Below are 17,374 nucleotides of genomic sequence, written 5' to 3' on the forward strand. Positions count from 1 at the left end.
CGTGATCTTAGTAATGTTCATCACCAACATGCGACAACTTCGCCTTTGAGTAAGGCAACACCTTCCTCGCACGTGCAAACAAGAGTACTACCGTGCTAGCTTGCCAAATATGGTCCGCATATCCCCATACTGCCAAGTAATTCAACAGCACTGCAAAACCAACTCCAGGGACGGCTTTTTCTGACTATGAATTTACACACCCTGCGCCTCAGTAACTTTCAGTCGTTTGGCGAAGAGCCAACACTATTGAATCTAGAAGATATTACCTACTTGATTGGACCAAATGGTTCAGGAAAAACAGGAGTATTACAGGCGTTATGTCGCCTTTTCGCGTTCGATCCGTCTTTGCGACGAATTCAACGATCGGATTTTCACGTGCCGTCTGAAGAAGCAAAAAGCCCGGATGAACGGAGCTTTTGGATCGAAGCAGACTTCTTGTTTCCCGAGTTAAGTGAAGACGGCGATAACAGCACTGTTGCACCCCATTTCGGGCACATGCGTTTGGATGGGCCTGACGACGTTCCCAGAGTCCGTTTCCGTCTCAACGCATCGATGGGAGCCGATGGCGACATTGAGGAAGACCTTGTTTACGTTCTAGATTTGAACGCTGATGGTTCTCCGAAAAATGTAGCCCAAGTCCCACGAGCCGAGCGAAACCATATCAAGGTTCACTACCTGCCAGCCCGGCGAGATCCCGCAGACCATATTTCTTATGGAGCCAATGCGCTATTAGGGAGACTCTTACGTTCAATACGATGGGAGGGCGAACGCCAAACTATCAAGGAACTCACTGATCAGATCAGTGAAAACCTTGCTTCCAACGCTTCTGTTCGCACTTTTAGCGAGATATTAAAAACATCTTGGGGCAGATTGCATAAAGGCAATTTTTTTACCGACCCCAAAATTACTTTTGTGGCTTCAGAGATTGAGGCTTTGCTTCGCCATATGTCAATCTCGTTTTCACCTGGACACGATGAGAATCTCGTTGATTTTTCTCGGCTCAGCGATGGACAGAAATCAATGCTATATCTGTCGCTAGTGGTGTCATCACAAGAGATCGGTCAATCGGTCCTTAGCGGAAAAGAGACATCTTTCGACCCAGACAGGCTGAAGCCCCCAGTTTTTTCAATAGTGGCGCTTGAAGAGCCCGAGAACAGTTTATCCCCCCACTACCTTGGCAGAATAGTAAACGCGTTAGATCAGATGACAAGCGGAAATGACGCGCAAGCCTTGATCGCAACCCACGCGCCCTCAATGCTTCGAAGGGTAGACCCAGACAGGATACGCTACCTTCGACTCAGTAAAGAGCGGGAAACCCAAGTTACCTGTATTCAACTACCCGACAAAGCAGATGACGCACACAAATTTGTACGTGAAGCCGTTCAAGCCTTCCCCGAGATTTACTTTTCTCGTTTAGTTGTCCTCGGAGAAGGCGACAGCGAAGAAATAATTCTTCCGAGACTTTTTCGAGCAAAGAACGTTCCGGTTGACGAATCTGGCGTAACAATAGCACCGTTGGGCGGACGGCATGTAAACCACTTCTGGCGTCTACTGACAGCCTTGGAAATACCCTTTCTCACCCTATTGGACTTGGATATAGCCCGCTTTGGAGCGGGATGGGGCCGAATAAAGTATGTGAACGATCAGCTGGCCGCGTATCAACCTGATAAAGTGCTACCTCAAGACTACGAAATACCAGTCTGGAATTCTGGGGAGTATAAAGTTCGCGATTACCCGAATTATTTGACGGCTTTGAGAGAAAGAGACATCTACTTTTCATTCCCGCTGGATCTTGATTTCGCGATGCTTCTTGCCTTTCCCGATGCTTACGATTTGAAGAAAGAGCTATCTGATGACGCGACGATCAAAGCTGTTTTAGGAAAGAGTCACTACTCTGCAGCTCAGTACAGTGGAGATGAGCTGAAGTTTTTCACGACCTACCACCAGCGTTTCAAGCTCGGTAGTAAACCGGCGTCGCATATAGAAGCTTTGGCGAAAATTAGCGATGCAGAACTGAACGCTCGCATGCCAGAGTCTCTATCTATGCTGGCTGACGCCGTTATCGCCAAACTCTCGGAGCTGCCTGAGTGATTGCGATAGAAAAATGGAAGCCTGCGGATAATTTGGTACTTGAGCCGAATGCGTTGAGAGCGGCGACTGAACTCGAACACAGTCTTGCCTTGACCGCAGGCCCTGGAGCGGGAAAAACAGAAATGCTCGCGCAGAGGGCGGATTTCCTGCTGCAAACAGGCACATGCAGGTATCCCAAGCGAATCCTTGCTATTTCATTCAAAGTAGATGCCAGCAAGAACCTAAAAGACCGCGTTCGCAACCGATGCGGATATAGCCTGGCTACGCGCTTCGATAGTTACACCTTTCATGCTTTCGCGAAGCGGATTATCGATCGATTTCGACCTGTACTGCAGGGGAATGATTCTCTGAATGCTGATTACAGGATCGGCGACAGAAAAATCACGCGTGAGCAGATAACATTTGAAGATTTGGTACCTTTGGCAACTAAAATTCTTCGTTCCTCTGCCATCGCGAGAAATGCCATTCGCCAGACTTATAGCGATGTATTTCTTGATGAATTTCAAGACTGCACCAGCCAGCAGTACCAACTCGTAAAAATAGCTTTCGAAAGCACACCCACTCGTCTAACTGCGGTTGGCGACGTGAAGCAGAAAATAATGGGCTGGGCTGGTGCTCTTGAGGGTATTTTCAAAACTTTCGCTGCAGATTTTGACGCAATTCCGTTGAACATGTATCGCAATTTTCGCTCTGCCCCGCTCCTTCTGCGCATGCAGAATGAAATTATCAAAGTGCTCGACCCCGCATCGGTAATGCCAGATCATCAACTCACTGGCTCAGGTGGGGAAGTTTTTACGCAACGATTCGAGAACGGTCTTAAAGAAGCAGAACACCTATCAGAGACAATTGCTGATTGGGTCCATAACGACAAACTGCCACTTTCTGAAATCGCCGTTTTAGTCTCCAAGCAACTCGACTTGTACGCCAATCACCTCATGGCTGAACTTGAAGCGAAAGGAATTCCGTTTCGCAATGAGCATCAGATGCAAGACATTACGGCAGAGCCAGCTGCACGGCTTGTGGTCGACTATTTATCGTGTCTTTACGGTCAGCGTGAACCCAAAGCCTGGGTTCGATTAGTCAAGCAATTAGTTCCTTTTGAAGACGAAGAAATACTTTCTAGCGCAAGGCAAGATCTCGACCGTTTGATCAAGGGACAGCGCAGAGAAATTTCCACCAACGAACCAAAGGAAGCTCCGCATCAAGGCTGGTGGGATTTTGTGTGTGCTTTTCTAAAACATACTGGCGTCGAGACTCTTACAGCCCTCTCACCCGATTATGAGTCGACTGATCGCTTGAGGGGCATTTTAAGGGACACAAAAAAACATATTGAAGGTTTGCTGAGAATAGAGCCTGATTTACCAAGAGCTCTTGAACGTTTCGCTGACGACCAAGCAGTTCGTATCTTGACCATCCATAAAAGTAAGGGCCTTGAATTCGACTCTGTCATTATAATGGCAGTGGAGAATGAGATTTTCTTCGGCAACCAAGATGAGAATCGGTGTGCTTTTTTTGTTGGTGTATCTAGGGCGAAGGAACGTTTAGTACTAACTTGTGCGGATTATCGAGAAAGACCTGATGGGTACACGAAAAGATGGCAAGAAAAGCGCTCTCCGCAAAATGAGTACTTCGGCTACAGCGCCCCATTCGTTTAAGCCTTATTGCAACTACAGAGTCTGGCATAGGCAAAATTTTTGTGGGTAATAATGCGGGTAACTATCAATTCTAATTATTTTTTATTAACATAATTCAATAGTTTATTGAGCCAGTTATATTGACGCCGTCTCCACCATGCGAGGATCCGAAGCCGCCCAAATGTAACTATCCCTTAAAGCCAGAGTTCCACTTTTCGTTCGCCCCCACGTTTAGTCAGGCCACCAAACCATGCAAGGGGGCCGGAATCATTGAACCACTACAGGTCGGAATCGAACCGGCGTACACGGAGTTGCAGGGCGCTTAATCTGGTTTCAGTTTTCTCTTTAGTTTCAAAACGCTATAGTGATATTATCCCTTTCAGTAAACGCTCTTTGCGCTCACTTATAGCCCTTTCAAATCAACAATATGCGTTTGCGTTTTCTCACCTACTCCGCTTCCGTGCGCGGCGACAAAATCATTGCGTTGCTGCCGCCGAAATTGGTTGACGTTATTAGATCAACCAGCAACCCTCATTAACGGCAGATGAATTCCATAGTGCTGTGCGATGGCCCAGGCGCAGAGTATTACCGCCGCAACACTTGCGGTTGATGCGGCTCTCCAGATTACCCTGCGAAATCCTTGACCATGTTCGATTTTTGCCAATTGTTTTCGGTGGTCCTTGGCATCTTGGTAGGCCTTGTCGAACCTATGAATCGCTTGTTTAAGCTCCGACGCTAGCTGGCTCACATCACTTTGTTTCAGGACATGCTCGTTAACTTTATTTGTCCCCCAGCCGGCATTTGCCTTGGTCGTCTTTTTTGCTTCTTGCGCCACTGTTCGAATTAAATCGTCGACCCTCTGTGAGATTTCCCCAGGGGCCTTCTCGTTGCCTTTAAAAAAAGCGTTCCGTGCCATCTCAGTGATCTCCGATGCCCAATCGCTGCTGTCACGAGCCATCCTATTCTCCTTAAACCTATCTTTTCCCAAGTGTAAAAAATTGTCTGATTACTATTCCACCTGGATAAGCTCTGAAAGCTAGACCAAGAGGCAGGTTAATGTTTAATCTGTATAAATATACAGCTTAAAGGTCCAAGCAATGTTTTTCACCTCAAGAATGCTCGAGCAACTTCAGGACGCATTCGGAGAAGGCGCAGAGGCGTCGATCATCCTCTACCCGGGCGGGTTTGATATTGAGGTCGACTACGGCCCCTTTTCCAAGGTCACCAAGAGCGTCCACTGCAAGGAATACCGAAACGCTAAACCGGTCAGCGAGGAACAAATGCAGGTGGCTTGGCGGCGGGTCACACGCACCCTGCTCGACACCCGCCGGCGTTTTGATCTGATGAAACTGGAGCGGACCAGGTCGTGAGAATCACTGCTGATATGCTGTGTGACCTGGAGTGCGCGATCGCGCGGGATGCCATTGCATCGGTCGTCGTGACGCCCGACCATTTCTATATCCAGGTGTCGTGGGAGGCGGGTCGTTTCGTTCGGCGGGAGAAATGGGGGCGGACGGAATACGGGATATCACAGAAGGCAAGAGACCAGGCCGCCCGTGACTGGGCCCAGTTGATCAGCCTGTTCGTGGATCCGGAAGGCTACAATTCGACGGTCATCAGAGAAAATGAAAGGCCGCTGTTTGATGGATCTCATGGCTGGATAGGCCAACCTCCACAACGGTAAGACTGTAAAGGTGGCTGCCAGATCTTGCGTCCCTGGGGAAGTCCCTCTCCCCGGGACGTCACTTCAGGTGGAGAGCGCTGCCAATCCGATTGGCGCCAACTCATGTAGGAATGCGATCGTGGCGATAAAGATCAAAGCTGGCCAGATATATGGTCTTGCCCTGTCACTTTCAGCCATCTTGCGCAATGCCTCCAGAAATCTGCTAGGATCAAACATAGTTCACCTCGCCCGCAAAGTGTGGTGTAACCAGAAGCCTCGAGCAGTTGCAGCTGCCGGGGCTTCGCACTTTGTGCCCTTCAGTCAAGTTCTCCATACATTCCTCTCATAAACGTCATCTCTCTGTAATGGACGCTTTCAGCTTAATTCAGCTTTTCGCGGCTGGACAGTTACGAAAGGTTTTTGTTTCAGGACTATTGCTGCACAAATTTGAAGCTTTACGAGAGGTAGATGATATAAATTTTCATCTAATGGGCTGCGGCTGCGGGTGGCAGATCTCGCACACGATCGGTTGCCCATGTCTGGTTTTCTCAGTAAATCAGGCCTGTAAACTGCGCGGCGTGGATAGGTGCTGACCACAGCCGGCACGGACGCTGGCCGCATCCGCTTACTTGCTGATGCATGTTGTTAAAAGGCGGAAGCCTCCCCGGGGAGCGATCCACTCCCCGGGGTTTTCCTATCAGTGAATAGCGATCCTCTTCAGGCACGCCTCGATAAACGCCGGCAGCTCCATGCAAGGAAACACCACGCTATCCCGGAATACCTGAATAGGAACGCTACGGCTTCGATAAACTTTTCGGTCATGAAGGACGAAACGGGCAAAAATTGCAGTTTTCCGCGGTATTTTCGCACCTGCAGAGAACAGGACGAACGATTGACGCGTCTAACTGCTGCACAAGGAGAAAATTGGAGGCGCGGGTCGGAATCGAACCGGCGTACACGGAGTTGCAGTCCGCTGCATAACCACTCTGCCACCGCGCCGGGGAAAGCCTTTGAAACGGGCTTTTGCTCTCAGGAGGCATTGAGAGACTTGGATTGTGATTTCCAACCGGCGGAACCGGAGAGAAATTGGAGCGGGAAACGAGATTCGAACTCGCGACCCCAACCTTGGCAAGGTTGTGCTCTACCAACTGAGCTATTCCCGCTCTTCAAAGAACCTGAAACCAAGTTCTTCCGCCAGGCCTTTGGGGCGCCCGACCGAGCACGCTCTTTATTGTGCTCATCCCTGCCCTCGCTTTTTCAAACGCTGTGGTATCAGCGTTTGGCTCGGGCGTTCGCTGCGGTGCAGCTCACCCAACTGAGCTATTCCCGCCCTACTCTCCAAACCTGAACACAGGTTTTGAAGAATAACTTCGTTGCGATGAATCGCTGTCATCGCTGAAGTGGCGCATATATTAATGGATCAGCCCGGGGTGTCAACCCTTTTTTTGATTCAGCTGTTCACCCTAACTGATTGATTATTCTTTAAACAGAACCCTTTACTCCCCGGCTTTGGGGAACAGATCCGGCCAGGCCGCCTTCAGGTAAAGGTACATGGACCACAGGGTCAGGATCGCGGCGACGTACAGCAGCACCTTGCCGAGAATGGCGCCTACCGTGCCGATCGGGAACGCCAGCAGCATGATGATGGACACCATCTGGGCGGTGGTCTTGATCTTGCCGATGTAGGACACCGCCACGCTGGCGCGTTTGCCCATTTCCGCCATCCATTCCCGTAAGGCCGAGATCACGATCTCGCGGCCGATGATGATGCTCGCCGGGATCGTCATCAACATAGAATGGTGCTCGTCCACCAGAACCGTCAGCGCGATGGCCACCATCAACTTGTCGGCGACCGGATCAAGGAAGGCGCCAAACGGCGTGCTCTGGTTCAGGCGGCGGGCCAGGTAGCCATCGAGCCAGTCGGTGGCGCCGGCCAGGGCGAAAATGGCCGCGCTGGTCAGGAAGTGCCACTCGAATGGCAGATAAAAGATCACGACGAAGACCGGGATCATCACAATCCGGGACACCGTCAGTATGTTGGGTAGATTCATTCGCCCTACTCGTTGTGAAGTGCTGCGTAAATCGATTCGGCCAGCCCGCGGCTGATGCCCCGGACCTTGGCAATCTCCGTGACACTGGCCTTCTTGATCTCCTGGATGCCGCCGAAATAACGGATCAGCTCCCGTCGGCGTTTCGCACCCACGCCCTCGATACCTTCCAGCGTGGACTGCCGGCGCTTTTTGTCTCGCCGTGCCCGGTGGCCGGTGATGGCAAACCGGTGCGATTCGTCGCGAATGTGCTGGATCAGATGCAACGCCGGTGAATCGGAGGGTACCCGGAACGTGGCGTCCGTCAAGGCATCGATCAATTGTTCCATGCCGGCTTTACGGGTGACGCCCTTGGCCACGCCGATCAGCGTAATGTCCGAAAGACCCAGTTGTTCGAACACGTCCCGGGCCACATTGAGCTGCCCTTTACCGCCATCGACAAACACCAGATCCGGCCGCTTGCCCTCGCCAGACTTGATGCGCGTATAGCGCCGCGTCAGGACCTGGCGCATGGCGCCGTAGTCGTCACCCCCGGTCACGCCCTCGATGTTGTACAGGCGATAGTCGCTCTTGAGCGGCCCGTTTTCGTCGAACACCACGCAAGACGCCACCGTATTCTCGCCGTGACTGTGGCTGATATCAAAGCATTCCATGCGCGACGGCGTTTCCTTGAGCTCAAGCAGGTCCCGCAACGCCAGCAGACGGCGATAGACGGTTTCCTTGCTGGCCAGGTGCGTCAGCAGGGTCTGCTCGGCGTTGGTGGCGGCCAGGTCCAGCCAGCGGCGTCGCTCACCCCGGACGTTCTTGCGGATGCGTACCTCGCGCCCGGCCGCTTCCGTGAGCGCCTGTGACAAGACGTCCTGTTCCTCGACATCCACCGGCACCAGCACTTCTCGCGGAAACTCACGCTGGGCATCGCCGCCGAAATAGAACTGCCCCAGGAAGGCGCTGAGCAGCTCGGCGTCGGACTGTTCCAGCGAGAACCGGGGGAAATAATCCTTGGTGCCCAGCACGCGCCCGCCCCTTACGAGAATCACCACGACGCACACCACACCCGCGTCCTGCGCCATGGCGATGACATCGGCGTCGCCGCCGCTGGCTTCGATGGACTGCTGCTCCTGGACGTGGCGCAGGTGGTTCACCTGGTCGCGATAGATCGCTGCTTTCTCGAACTCCAGGGCCTGGCTGGCGGTTTCCATGGACTGCATCAGGTCGTCCAGGATGGCCGGGTTCTTGCCCTCCAGGAACATGGTGGCGTGGCGGATGTCGTCGGCGTAGTCCTCGGGCGAGATATAGCCCACGCACGGCGCCGTGCAGCGGTTGATCTGGTACTGCAGGCACGGGCGCGACCGGTTGTTGAAATAGCTGTCAGAACAATTTCTTATGCGGAAAATCTTCTGCAGTACATTAAGGCTTTCGCGCACCGCGCCAGAGCTGGGGTACGGGCCGAACCAGCTGCCCTTGGCGCGCCGGGTGCGACCCCGGCGGAAGGTCAGCGAGGGGTATTTGTCGTGACCCGAAAGATAGATATACGGATAGGACTTGTCGTCCCGGAGCAGGATGTTATACGGCGGCCTCAGGGACTTGATGAGGTTCTGTTCCAGCAGCAAGGCTTCGGTTTCGCTGCCGGTGATGGTCACCTCGACCTGGGCGATACGGCTGACCAGGGCCTCCGTCTTGGCGGACAGGCCACTCTTGCGGAAGTAGCTGCTGACGCGGTTCTTGAGGTTACGGGCCTTACCGACGTACAGCACCTCACCGGCCGCATCCAGCATCCGGTAGACGCCGGGACGTTCGGTGAGTCGCTTGAGAAAGGTCTTGCTGTCGAATTCGTGGGCCGTGTCAGACTTTGTCGGCATCAAGCAACCCGAGTCTGACGGCCATCAGGGCAAGCTCCACGTCACTGGAAATATCCAGCTTCTCGAAAATCCGGTAACGATAGCTGTTGACCGTTTTGGGGCTGAGGCAAAGCTTGTCGGAGATGTCCTGCACTTTCTGGCAATCCACCACCATCATGGCAATTTGCAGTTCGCGCTCGGACAGTTTGTCGAAGATGGACAGCTTGTCGTCGTCCGGGCTGTCGCCGCCCAGCTGCTTGAGCGCCATTTTCTGGGCGATTTCCGGGCTGATGTAACGCTGGCCGGTGTGTGCCATGCGGATGGCTCGGACCATCTCCTTGATATCGGCGCTTTTGGTGATGTAGGCGGACGCGCCGGCCTGCATGACCCGGGTTGGGTAGGGATCGTCGGCGCAGGCCGTCACCACAATCACGCGCACCGAATCTTCGATACGCAGGATTCGCCGTGTGGCTTCCAGTCCGCCGATGCCGGGCATCCGGATGTCCATCAACACAATATCGGGGACATCCTTGCGGACGAAGTCGACGGCATCCTCACCGGACGCGGCCTGACCAATCACCTCGATATCCGTGTTGTCTGCCAGCATCCGCGTGATGCCTGATCGAACCAGCTCGTGGTCGTCTACAACCAGGACCCTGATCAAAATCCACCCCGCACTTTATTCGCTATTTTGATGAGCCAAGCTCATTGACTGCCGCCACACCTCGCTGACCAGGCATGGCAATATGCCGAACGGAAGCGTCTGCGCGCCTCCTCGCAGAATTGTATCGTCTAAGGGGCTTGCGGGATACCCGTCAAACCAACTAATTCCGCATAGCGGACCCGGGGCCATTGCCCTGTTTCGGGCCCAGTCCGGCGGTGTTCTCGACAGGATTGAACCACACCACCAGATCCCCCTGCTTGACCGCTGTCATGACCTGGGCCTTTTCAGCCATCGGTGATTCCGTGTCGTTAACGCCGTGATATCGGGTGCAGTACTCCTCGACCAGGCCTTCGAGCTGGTCGTCCGACAGCAGCTCGGTTTCCACGATGAAAGGCTCCTGCCGGGGATCGGCTTCCGGGGATTTCTCGGTGTCGTCAGTCATGGCGAAGCGTGCCTCTGGTGGCGTGGTTGAAAAGGGAGCGGAACGGTACAGATCCGGCGTGGACTGTACCTTACCAGAACAGCCCGATTCATTTACTATCGGCGCCCGGTTTTATAGAAGGCATTGCCCGGTGACTGATCGCTCCGTTTTCAAACTCACGCTTCCCATCCTGTTTGGCTATATTCCGTTGGGCATGGCCTTTGGCGTGCTGTTCGTGACCCAGCTCGACTACCCCTGGTGGGGTGCCACCCTGATGTCCCTGGCCATCTACGCCGGAGCCGGCCAGATTCTCGCCGTCAGCCTGCTGGCCGCTCATGCCGGTCTGCTGGAAGTGTTTGTGGCCCTGTTTGTCCTCAACGCCCGCCACCTGTTTTACGGCCTGTCTTTGCTCGGCCGCTTCCGGGGCGCTGGCTGGCGCAAGGGCTACCTGATTTTCGGTCTGACGGACGAGACCTATTCCCTGCTGACCAGCCGCGACCGGACGGGCGATGCCGCGGCCGAGCAGCGTCGGGACGTGCTGATCACCCTGTACAACCAGTCCTACTGGGTGATCGGCTCGACACTGGGCGCCTGGTTGGGACGCGCGGTGAGTTTCGACAGTACCGGCATCGAATTCGCGCTGGTGGCGCTGTTCATCGTGTTGACCATCGAGCAATACAAGGTCCTGGGGCAAATGCTGCCGATCTGGATCGGTGCGGCCGCTGCGGGCCTGAGCCTGGCCCTGCTTCCCGCGGATCAGCAACTGATCGGCGCGGTGGTCCTGGCCACCCTGACGCTGCTGACGCATTATCGTTTCCATCGCCCGACCGAGGCCACAGGCTCACAGGAGCGCAGCCATGGATGATATGACCTACCTCCTGGCCTTTATCGCCGTCGGGACCCTCGCGACGTTTGCGACACGAGTGATCCCGTTCGCCTTTTTCTCCAGGCACAGCGAGCATCCGCTGATCCAGCACCTGGGTCGATTCCTGCCGGCGGCGGTCATGTCCCTGCTGGTGGTGATTTTCCTGCTGCGCTCGGGCAACTGGTCGGCGCCAGTTCTGGGAGCGGATGCGCTGGTACCCAGCCTGATTGTGGTGGGGCTGCATCTGTGGCGTCGTAACGCCCTGCTCTCCATTATTGCAGGCACGGCCTGCTATATGGCGATCCAGCAGGCTGGCTTGAGCTGATTCAGACAGAGCCGCCCCGGCGCGGACAGCTCGATGACCTCAATGGCGGTTCCAGAAGTCCTGATGCACCCGGGCCGCCTCGTCCTCGAGTAGCGGCCCAATCACGACGACCTCCCGTTGACCGGCCTCAAACACGGTTCGACACGGCAAATCCAGCGTCGGGTTTTCCGGGTGGTTGCCGGTAATCGATTTCAGACGCTTTTCGCTGACGCCGTAAACCACGCGCCCCAGTCCGGCCCAGTAAGCCGCTCCCGCACACATCGCACAGGGTTCCGCCGAGACGTACATGGTGCATTGGCCCAGGAAATCCGGGCGGTAGGCTTTGCTGGCTCGCGTCATCAGCACCCGCTCCGCGTGGCCGGTCATGTCCTGGTCCGGCAGGAACGCATTCACCTGCTCCATCAGCACGTCGTTGTCCGGCCCCACCAGCATCGCGGTAAACGGGTGCACGCCCTCTTTCGCAATGGCTTCCGAAAGCGCGATGGTCGAGCGCAGAAATTTGAGATCGGTGTCGTTATATTCCACGTTAAAATATATTCCCATCTTTATGACTTATATGGATTTAAACCGGGCTATTTCTTTTTCGGAAGGCTCCAGCCGAAGAAGATCTGTTGCACCCACTGTACCGACTTGAACAGGATCAGGCTGATAAAGGCCAGGAAGAACAGGCCGGCAAACGCCTGGGGAATCTTGAAGAACGATGTCGAGAACTGGATGAAGTACCCCAGCCCCTCTTCCGCAGCCACGAATTCGGCCACCACGGCACCGATAATCGCCAGCGTGATGGCCACCTTGAGGCCGCTGAAGATGTGCGGGATGGCATAGGGAATCCGGATCTGCCAGGTTTCACGGCGGATCGGCGCATCCAGCGAGCGGCTCAGTTCGATCAGCTCCGCCGGCGTTTCGTTGATGCCCGTTGCGGTAGACACCACCAGCGGGAAGAACGTCAGCAGACAGGTGATCAGCACCCGCGACGGGTCGTCCGAGCCCATCAGCACGATGATCAGCGGCGCCACGGCCACGACCGGGGTCGACTGGATCACCACCAGCAGCGGATACAGCGTGCGCGACAGCAACTCGGACCGCATCATGGCGATGGCCAGCGGAATGCTGATGGCGATCGAGATCGCAAACCCCATCAGCGCGACGCTCAACGTGGCCCACAGGTGTTCCATCCAGCGACTGAATGCCACATTCAGGAACGCGTGAAAGATCGCGGATGGGGCCGGCAGTACGAACGTCGGCAGCTGCGCCAGGCGGCAGACCGCTTCCCACAGGACGATCAGGCCGACAAAGAACAGGCCAGGCGCAAACCGCAGTAGCTGCTGTTGCAGTCTGGAATCAGGCGACGGCTTCGGGTTCATAGATGTGCTTCCTTATCCGGTCGGTCAGATCGCTGAAACGGGGTTCCCTGATGGTTTCGGCGCTGCGCGGGCGCGGCAGGTCGATGTCGATGAGGTCGAGCACGGTACCCGGGCGCTTGCTCATCACCAGCACCCGGTCCGCCAGCAGCACGGCTTCGGAGATGGAGTGCGTGATGAACAGCACCGTTTTGGGCTGCTCGTTCCAGATCTTCAGCAGGTCGAAGCCGATTTGTTCCCGGGTCATGGCGTCGAGTGCCGAGAACGGCTCGTCCATCAGCAGGATGTCGGGGTTGAGCAACAGGGCGCGGACAATCCCGACCCGCTGCTGCATACCGCCGGACAGCTCATCGGGCATCTTGTCGCCAAAGGCTTCCAGGCCGGCGATCGCGAGCAGCTCGTCGGCGCGTTTTTCATCCTGCCGGTTGTAGCGGCCGTATTTGTGCTTCAGCGGAAACAGGACGTTCTTGCGAACGCTCAGCCAGGGCAACAGCGTCGGCTTCTGAAAGACAATGCCCACGTCGTCCCGGGGGCCGTCCACCTGCTTGCCGAAAACGCTCACCTCGCCATGACTGGGAATCAGAAGCCCCGAGACCATGCGCAGCAGGGTCGACTTACCGCAGCCGGAGGGGCCCACCACCGCCACGAATTCGTGACGGTGAATTTCCAGGTTGATGTCCTGCACGGCCATGGGCGCGTCGGGCGCGGGATCATATCGATGCCCGACGCCGTCCATCCGCACGAACGCGCGTTCGTGTTGCTGGGTCATATCACTTCGACTCCGGGGCAAAGCCACGTTTGACGATGGTTTCCGGATCCAGGGACGACGCCGGCAGATCGTTCGCTTCCGCGACGTAGGTCCAGGTCTGGGCGATCCGCTCCGGCGTGAAGACGCCGACGCCGTCCTGCTCGGTGGCCTCGTTGAAGATCAACTTCATGGTGTCGCGTATCTGGCCCGCGGCGACGTCGGGATCCACTTCGGGCACCATGGTGTGCAGGTCCTCGCCGGCTTTCTCCGGGTTATCGCGGGTGAAGGCCACGGACTTGGCGAAGGCTTTCAGAAAGCGCCTGGCCACCTCCGGCCGTTTCTCCAGGAACGTGTCGCTGGCCAGGATCGCGGAGCTGTAGAGTTCAAGCCCGGCTTCGGACCAGGGCAATACGCGGAGGGCCTTGCCAGCATCGGCGGCCTGGCTCTGGAACAGCGCCACATTGGTCACCCAGGCAATGATGGCGTCGGTGTTGCCCGTCATCAGCATGGGCCCCAGGGCCCCGGGATCGGTCTTGGTCAGCTTGATGTCGTGCGCCGCCAGGCCGTTTTCTTTCAGCACGATGGGCAAGAAGGCGTTTGAGGACGTGAACGGCGAAGTGGCGACGGTCTTGCCCTTGATGTCGCCGATGCTATGGATGTCACTGCTCTGCAGCACGAAAAACGCGTGAGGCGCCTGGGTAAACAGCGGATAAACGGCACTGACGGGCACGTCATCCTGCGCCTTGGCGGCCATCAGCGCGCCGATATCCGCACTGCCGATGTCGGACTGGCCGGTCGCCATCTTGGTCACCGCGTCGGTGGAACCCCGCCCGCTGGCAATACTCACCTCAAGCCCGGCATCGGCGAAGTAGCCTTCCTGAATACCCACGTAGACCGGCGCCTTGTCGCCACCCGGCAGCCAATCCAACTGGAACACCACCTTGTCAGCGGCCGCCGCCAGGCTGCTCGTGCCCAGCGCGGCCGCCATCAACAGCATTCGGGAACATTTCATCATCATGGGTACTCTCCGTTTCGGTCTACGTTGCTTTCGTTATCGTTGGGTCTTGCGGCGTTGCGCGCTCTCGCATGGCGGGCCGCTCAAGCCGGGCCTGACGCCAGTCCGCCAGCCCCACGAGGACAATGGCGGCAGCAATCAGGACAAAGCCGGTGATGTCCGTGACGGACGGGGTTTCGTTAAGGATCAGGAAGGACGCGAGAATGCCCACAGCCGGGACCGCCGCGGAATTCAGAGACAGGCTCACGGCTGGCAGCGAGCGCATCGCGGCAACCTGTGCAGCGACACACAGCCCGGACGCGACGATGCCGCTGAACAGGATGTTCAGGCCAAACGACAGGCTCCACTGAATGTCGGCGGGGTCTTCGAGCCACAGGGCGATGGGCGCCAGCGCGGTGACGGACATGCCGATCTGCCAGGGAATCAGCGACAACACATCCCCGTGCCACCGGTGGCGGCGGACGTGAATCAGGCCGGCGGTCCAGACCAGCGTGGCACAGACAATCAGCGCAATGCCGGTCAGGACGTCGCTGTCTGCCAGCTCCAGAGACAGCGGGTTGATGATCGTTAGCAGCCCGGTCAGCCCCAAGCCGACGCCGATGGCTTTCGGCAGGTTCAGGCGTTCTCCCAGAAACAGGGCGGCCGCCGGTACCACCCAGATGGGCGTGGTATAGGCGAGAATGACGGCTCGGCCCGCCGGCAGGTACTGAAGCCCCAGTGTCGCCAGGGTAATAAAGCCCATGTTCTGAAGGACGCCGACGGACAGCACCACCGGCCAGTCGCGCTTGTGCGGCAGGCGCAGGTTGCCGGTCAGGTAGGCAATCACCAGCATTGTGGAGACGCCGAGCAGCATGCGCAGGGCGGTGTACAGCAGCGGCGGACTCTGGGCCAGCCCCAGTTTCATCACCGGAAAGTTGCACCCCCACCCCAGCGCGGTGCAGGCCAGCAACAGATAGCCGAGCCCCCAGTTATACTGGGCGCCCGCGCTTTCCGGGCGATCGGCTCCAACCTGGCGTGTTACTGGCATGGGTTTGTCCTGGTCGCGTTCAAATCGATCGCCGATCGACCTTTCGGATCGGCTGTCTGCCCAGCTGGCCAACTTTCCAGAAACGCCTGTGACGCTTTACAAAGCATCGCCAGGGCAGCCTTGAAATTATCCTGACCAGCTATTCAGCATTTATCGAATGCAAACCAGGTGCCACATTGTGGACGTGGTCAAACCCGCATTTCAGCGCGCTGGCGCCTCGGCCATGCACTGAAATGAGCCATTCCGATCCGATACGCACCGGTAACGGGCCGGCCCGCTCCAAGGCAGCCCGCAAACCAATCTCACCTCGTCCCGGATGCCAACCTGTCCAACCGGTCAGCTTTGAAGGAGGGTTTTTATATCGGCGAGGAGGTGTCGGCGGACGATCCACGAGCCCGGAACGTTGAGTTCGACATGATCCGCAACACCCGCAGAAGCCGGAACCGCTTGAGGAGGCGATCATCACCTTCGCCAACAGCATTGAGCGAAAGAGCCCTGTCTGAAAGCGGCCGCCTTGCCAATCCTTATAGCGACGTTAATGTCGGCGGTCCGACGGCCTCGGGCAGCCCCGCCCGCTGCCTCAGAGACCGGTAACCAACGTCCACAGCGCGTTCGGATAGCGTCTATCGTGGTCTGCGATCTGTTACAAAATGTATCCCCGGCCTAGAATAGGCGGTCAACTCGCTTTCTACGGAGACCGCCCAGACCCATGAGTGACCACAGGCCCGCCTACAACCTGCGCATTCGCGCTGCGACCCGCCAGTCCGACGAATCGGGCCAAGACGTCGTGGTGTATCACTGGGGACGCATTATCGGCGTGGTGCTGGTTAGCGTGATCGTATTGGCCATTCTCGGTTTTTTGCTCTGGTCCTGGGTCAGCGGACCGGATTCGACCGACAACCAGTCGCGACTGGTCGCTGCAGGCAAGGTGGTGACTCAGGAGCCAGCCCTGCCTGAGCCCACGACGCCCACAGAAGCGCAGATACCCTCGAACGATTCGATGAACGGCCTGCCGGAGACGCCCAAGAGTACGGAATCTCCCGAAACCGATACCCCGCCCGGTGACATGCAGGCAGAATCAAGCGAGCCGAACACGCCGGTCCCCGAAGACACTCAGGCCGGGACGGGTGCCCCTGACGCGGGAACCGCCGCTCCGGAAGTGGAGACCGGGACCGCAATGACTCAGGAAGAGAAAGCGCCTTCCGTCATTGCTGATCCCGCTCAGGCACCGGCTCCTGCAGACGACGCTGAAGTCGGCTCATTTACGGTTGAGGAACCGGCACCCCCAGCCGCGGAAGACGAGGGCAATAGCCGCGTGACCATCAAGTCCGATCATCTGCTGCGGGCGCAGCTTACCCCGGCCGTCGACGGGCACGAACCCACCACGGTGCTGCCGTCACTGGTGCATATGGGCGATGACGACCTGATCAAGGTCTACTACTTCAATGAACTCAAGGGGCTGAAGGGCCATACGGTCTACCACGACTGGTATCTGGGCGACCAGCGCATGGCCCGGGTGTCGATCGATGCCTACCTCGACCAGATGCGGGCGTCGAGCAGCAAGAACATCAATCGCAGTATGCTGGGGGACTGGCGTGTGAAGACGGTAACCGATGAAGGCGACGTGCTGGCAACGGGCCGGTTCCGGGTGACTGAATAGAACCGGCCAGCCTG

17 protein-coding genes and 2 tRNA genes are annotated in these 17,374 nt (G+C 56.7%); 7 read left to right on the forward strand and 12 right to left on the reverse strand.

Annotation, left to right across the window (positions count from 1 at the left end; genetic code table 11):
• Positions 1-186: 186 nt before the first annotated feature.
• A complete protein-coding gene (locus tag J3364_RS02255; RefSeq protein ID WP_349556347.1) occupies positions 187-2,091 on the forward strand; it encodes an ATP-dependent nuclease in 1,905 nt (634 codons plus the stop codon).
• Complete coding sequence (locus J3364_RS02260) at positions 2,088-3,746, forward strand: UvrD-helicase domain-containing protein (RefSeq protein ID WP_349556349.1); 1,659 nt, start codon at positions 2,088-2,090, stop codon at positions 3,744-3,746. The genes J3364_RS02255 and J3364_RS02260 overlap by 4 nt, the downstream gene beginning before the upstream one ends.
• A gap of 496 nt (positions 3,747-4,242) precedes the next feature.
• Here J3364_RS02260 and J3364_RS02265 read toward each other — a convergent pair whose 3' ends face one another.
• Positions 4,243-4,683 (reverse strand): hypothetical protein, encoded by a 441-nt coding sequence (locus J3364_RS02265; protein WP_349556351.1) that lies wholly within the window; start codon positions 4,681-4,683, stop codon positions 4,243-4,245.
• 139 nt (positions 4,684-4,822) lie between these two features.
• Between J3364_RS02265 and J3364_RS02270 the strand changes: the two genes are divergently transcribed.
• Both J3364_RS02270 and J3364_RS02275 read left to right on the forward strand, forming a co-directional pair.
• The gene (locus tag J3364_RS02270; protein ID WP_349556353.1) at positions 4,823-5,095 is read left to right on the forward strand and encodes a hypothetical protein; all 273 of its coding nucleotides are present in this window, start codon (positions 4,823-4,825) and stop codon (positions 5,093-5,095) included.
• Positions 5,092-5,409 carry a hypothetical protein gene (locus J3364_RS02275; protein ID WP_349556355.1) on the forward strand — a complete coding sequence of 106 codons (318 nt, stop codon included), beginning with the start codon at positions 5,092-5,094 and terminating at the stop codon, positions 5,407-5,409. Before J3364_RS02270 ends, J3364_RS02275 begins: the two co-directional genes overlap by 4 nt.
• 904 nt (positions 5,410-6,313) lie before the next feature.
• Here J3364_RS02275 and J3364_RS02280 read toward each other — a convergent pair.
• From J3364_RS02280 to J3364_RS02305, 6 genes are all read right to left on the reverse strand, one after another.
• Positions 6,314-6,387: transfer RNA gene (locus J3364_RS02280), tRNA-Cys, on the reverse strand.
• A gap of 88 nt (positions 6,388-6,475) precedes the next feature.
• Positions 6,476-6,551 (reverse strand) — tRNA-Gly (locus J3364_RS02285).
• Positions 6,552-6,884: 333 nt separating this feature from the next.
• Complete coding sequence (gene pgsA / locus J3364_RS02290; protein WP_123634471.1) at positions 6,885-7,439, reverse strand: CDP-diacylglycerol--glycerol-3-phosphate 3-phosphatidyltransferase; 555 nt, start codon at positions 7,437-7,439, stop codon at positions 6,885-6,887.
• A gap of 5 nt (positions 7,440-7,444) precedes the next feature.
• Positions 7,445-9,295: an excinuclease ABC subunit UvrC gene (gene uvrC, locus J3364_RS02295; protein ID WP_349556357.1), complete on the reverse strand. Its 1,851-nt coding sequence runs from the start codon at positions 9,293-9,295 to the stop codon at positions 7,445-7,447.
• Positions 9,279-9,938 carry a UvrY/SirA/GacA family response regulator transcription factor gene (gene uvrY, locus J3364_RS02300; RefSeq protein ID WP_349556359.1) on the reverse strand — a complete coding sequence of 220 codons (660 nt, stop codon included), beginning with the start codon at positions 9,936-9,938 and terminating at the stop codon, positions 9,279-9,281. Before uvrY ends, uvrC begins: the two co-directional genes overlap by 17 nt.
• Before the next feature lie 160 nt (positions 9,939-10,098).
• The gene (locus J3364_RS02305) at positions 10,099-10,380 is read right to left on the reverse strand and encodes a YheU family protein (protein WP_349556361.1); all 282 of its coding nucleotides are present in this window, start codon (positions 10,378-10,380) and stop codon (positions 10,099-10,101) included.
• Between the two features lie 130 nt (positions 10,381-10,510).
• Between J3364_RS02305 and J3364_RS02310 the strand changes: the two genes are divergently transcribed.
• Both J3364_RS02310 and J3364_RS02315 read left to right on the forward strand, forming a co-directional pair.
• On the forward strand, positions 10,511-11,224 hold the full coding sequence (locus tag J3364_RS02310) for an AzlC family ABC transporter permease (RefSeq protein WP_349556363.1): 714 nt from the start codon (positions 10,511-10,513) through the stop codon (positions 11,222-11,224).
• Positions 11,217-11,549 carry a branched-chain amino acid transporter permease gene (locus J3364_RS02315; RefSeq protein ID WP_349556365.1) on the forward strand — a complete coding sequence of 111 codons (333 nt, stop codon included), beginning with the start codon at positions 11,217-11,219 and terminating at the stop codon, positions 11,547-11,549. The genes J3364_RS02310 and J3364_RS02315 overlap by 8 nt, the downstream gene beginning before the upstream one ends.
• Positions 11,550-11,588: 39 nt before the next feature.
• Here the strand turns inward: J3364_RS02315 and J3364_RS02320 are convergent, their stop codons facing one another.
• The 5 genes from J3364_RS02320 to J3364_RS02340 form a co-directional block, all read right to left on the reverse strand.
• Positions 11,589-12,044, reverse strand: a complete 456-nt coding sequence (locus J3364_RS02320; protein WP_349556781.1) for a nucleoside deaminase — start codon at positions 12,042-12,044, stop codon at positions 11,589-11,591.
• Positions 12,045-12,121: 77 nt separating this feature from the next.
• Positions 12,122-12,913, reverse strand: a complete 792-nt coding sequence (locus J3364_RS02325) for an ABC transporter permease (protein WP_349556367.1) — start codon at positions 12,911-12,913, stop codon at positions 12,122-12,124.
• Positions 12,891-13,646 (reverse strand): ABC transporter ATP-binding protein, encoded by a 756-nt coding sequence (locus tag J3364_RS02330; protein ID WP_349556783.1) that lies wholly within the window; start codon positions 13,644-13,646, stop codon positions 12,891-12,893. Before J3364_RS02330 ends, J3364_RS02325 begins: the two co-directional genes overlap by 23 nt.
• Positions 13,647-13,680: 34 nt before the next feature.
• The gene (locus J3364_RS02335) at positions 13,681-14,676 is read right to left on the reverse strand and encodes an ABC transporter substrate-binding protein (RefSeq protein ID WP_349556369.1); all 996 of its coding nucleotides are present in this window, start codon (positions 14,674-14,676) and stop codon (positions 13,681-13,683) included.
• Between the two features lie 19 nt (positions 14,677-14,695).
• On the reverse strand, positions 14,696-15,700 hold the full coding sequence (locus J3364_RS02340) for a DMT family transporter (RefSeq protein WP_349556371.1): 1,005 nt from the start codon (positions 15,698-15,700) through the stop codon (positions 14,696-14,698).
• Positions 15,701-16,409: 709 nt separating this feature from the next.
• Here J3364_RS02340 and J3364_RS02345 point away from each other — a divergent pair.
• Entirely contained in the window at positions 16,410-17,360 is a 951-nt protein-coding gene (locus J3364_RS02345) for a DUF2914 domain-containing protein (protein ID WP_349556373.1), read from the forward strand.
• Positions 17,361-17,374: the final 14 nt, after the last annotated feature.

This window comes from Marinobacter sp. NFXS9 (assembly GCF_040148665.1).
GTDB classification, from domain to species: Bacteria; Pseudomonadota; Gammaproteobacteria; order Pseudomonadales; family Oleiphilaceae; genus Marinobacter_A; species Marinobacter_A mangrovi.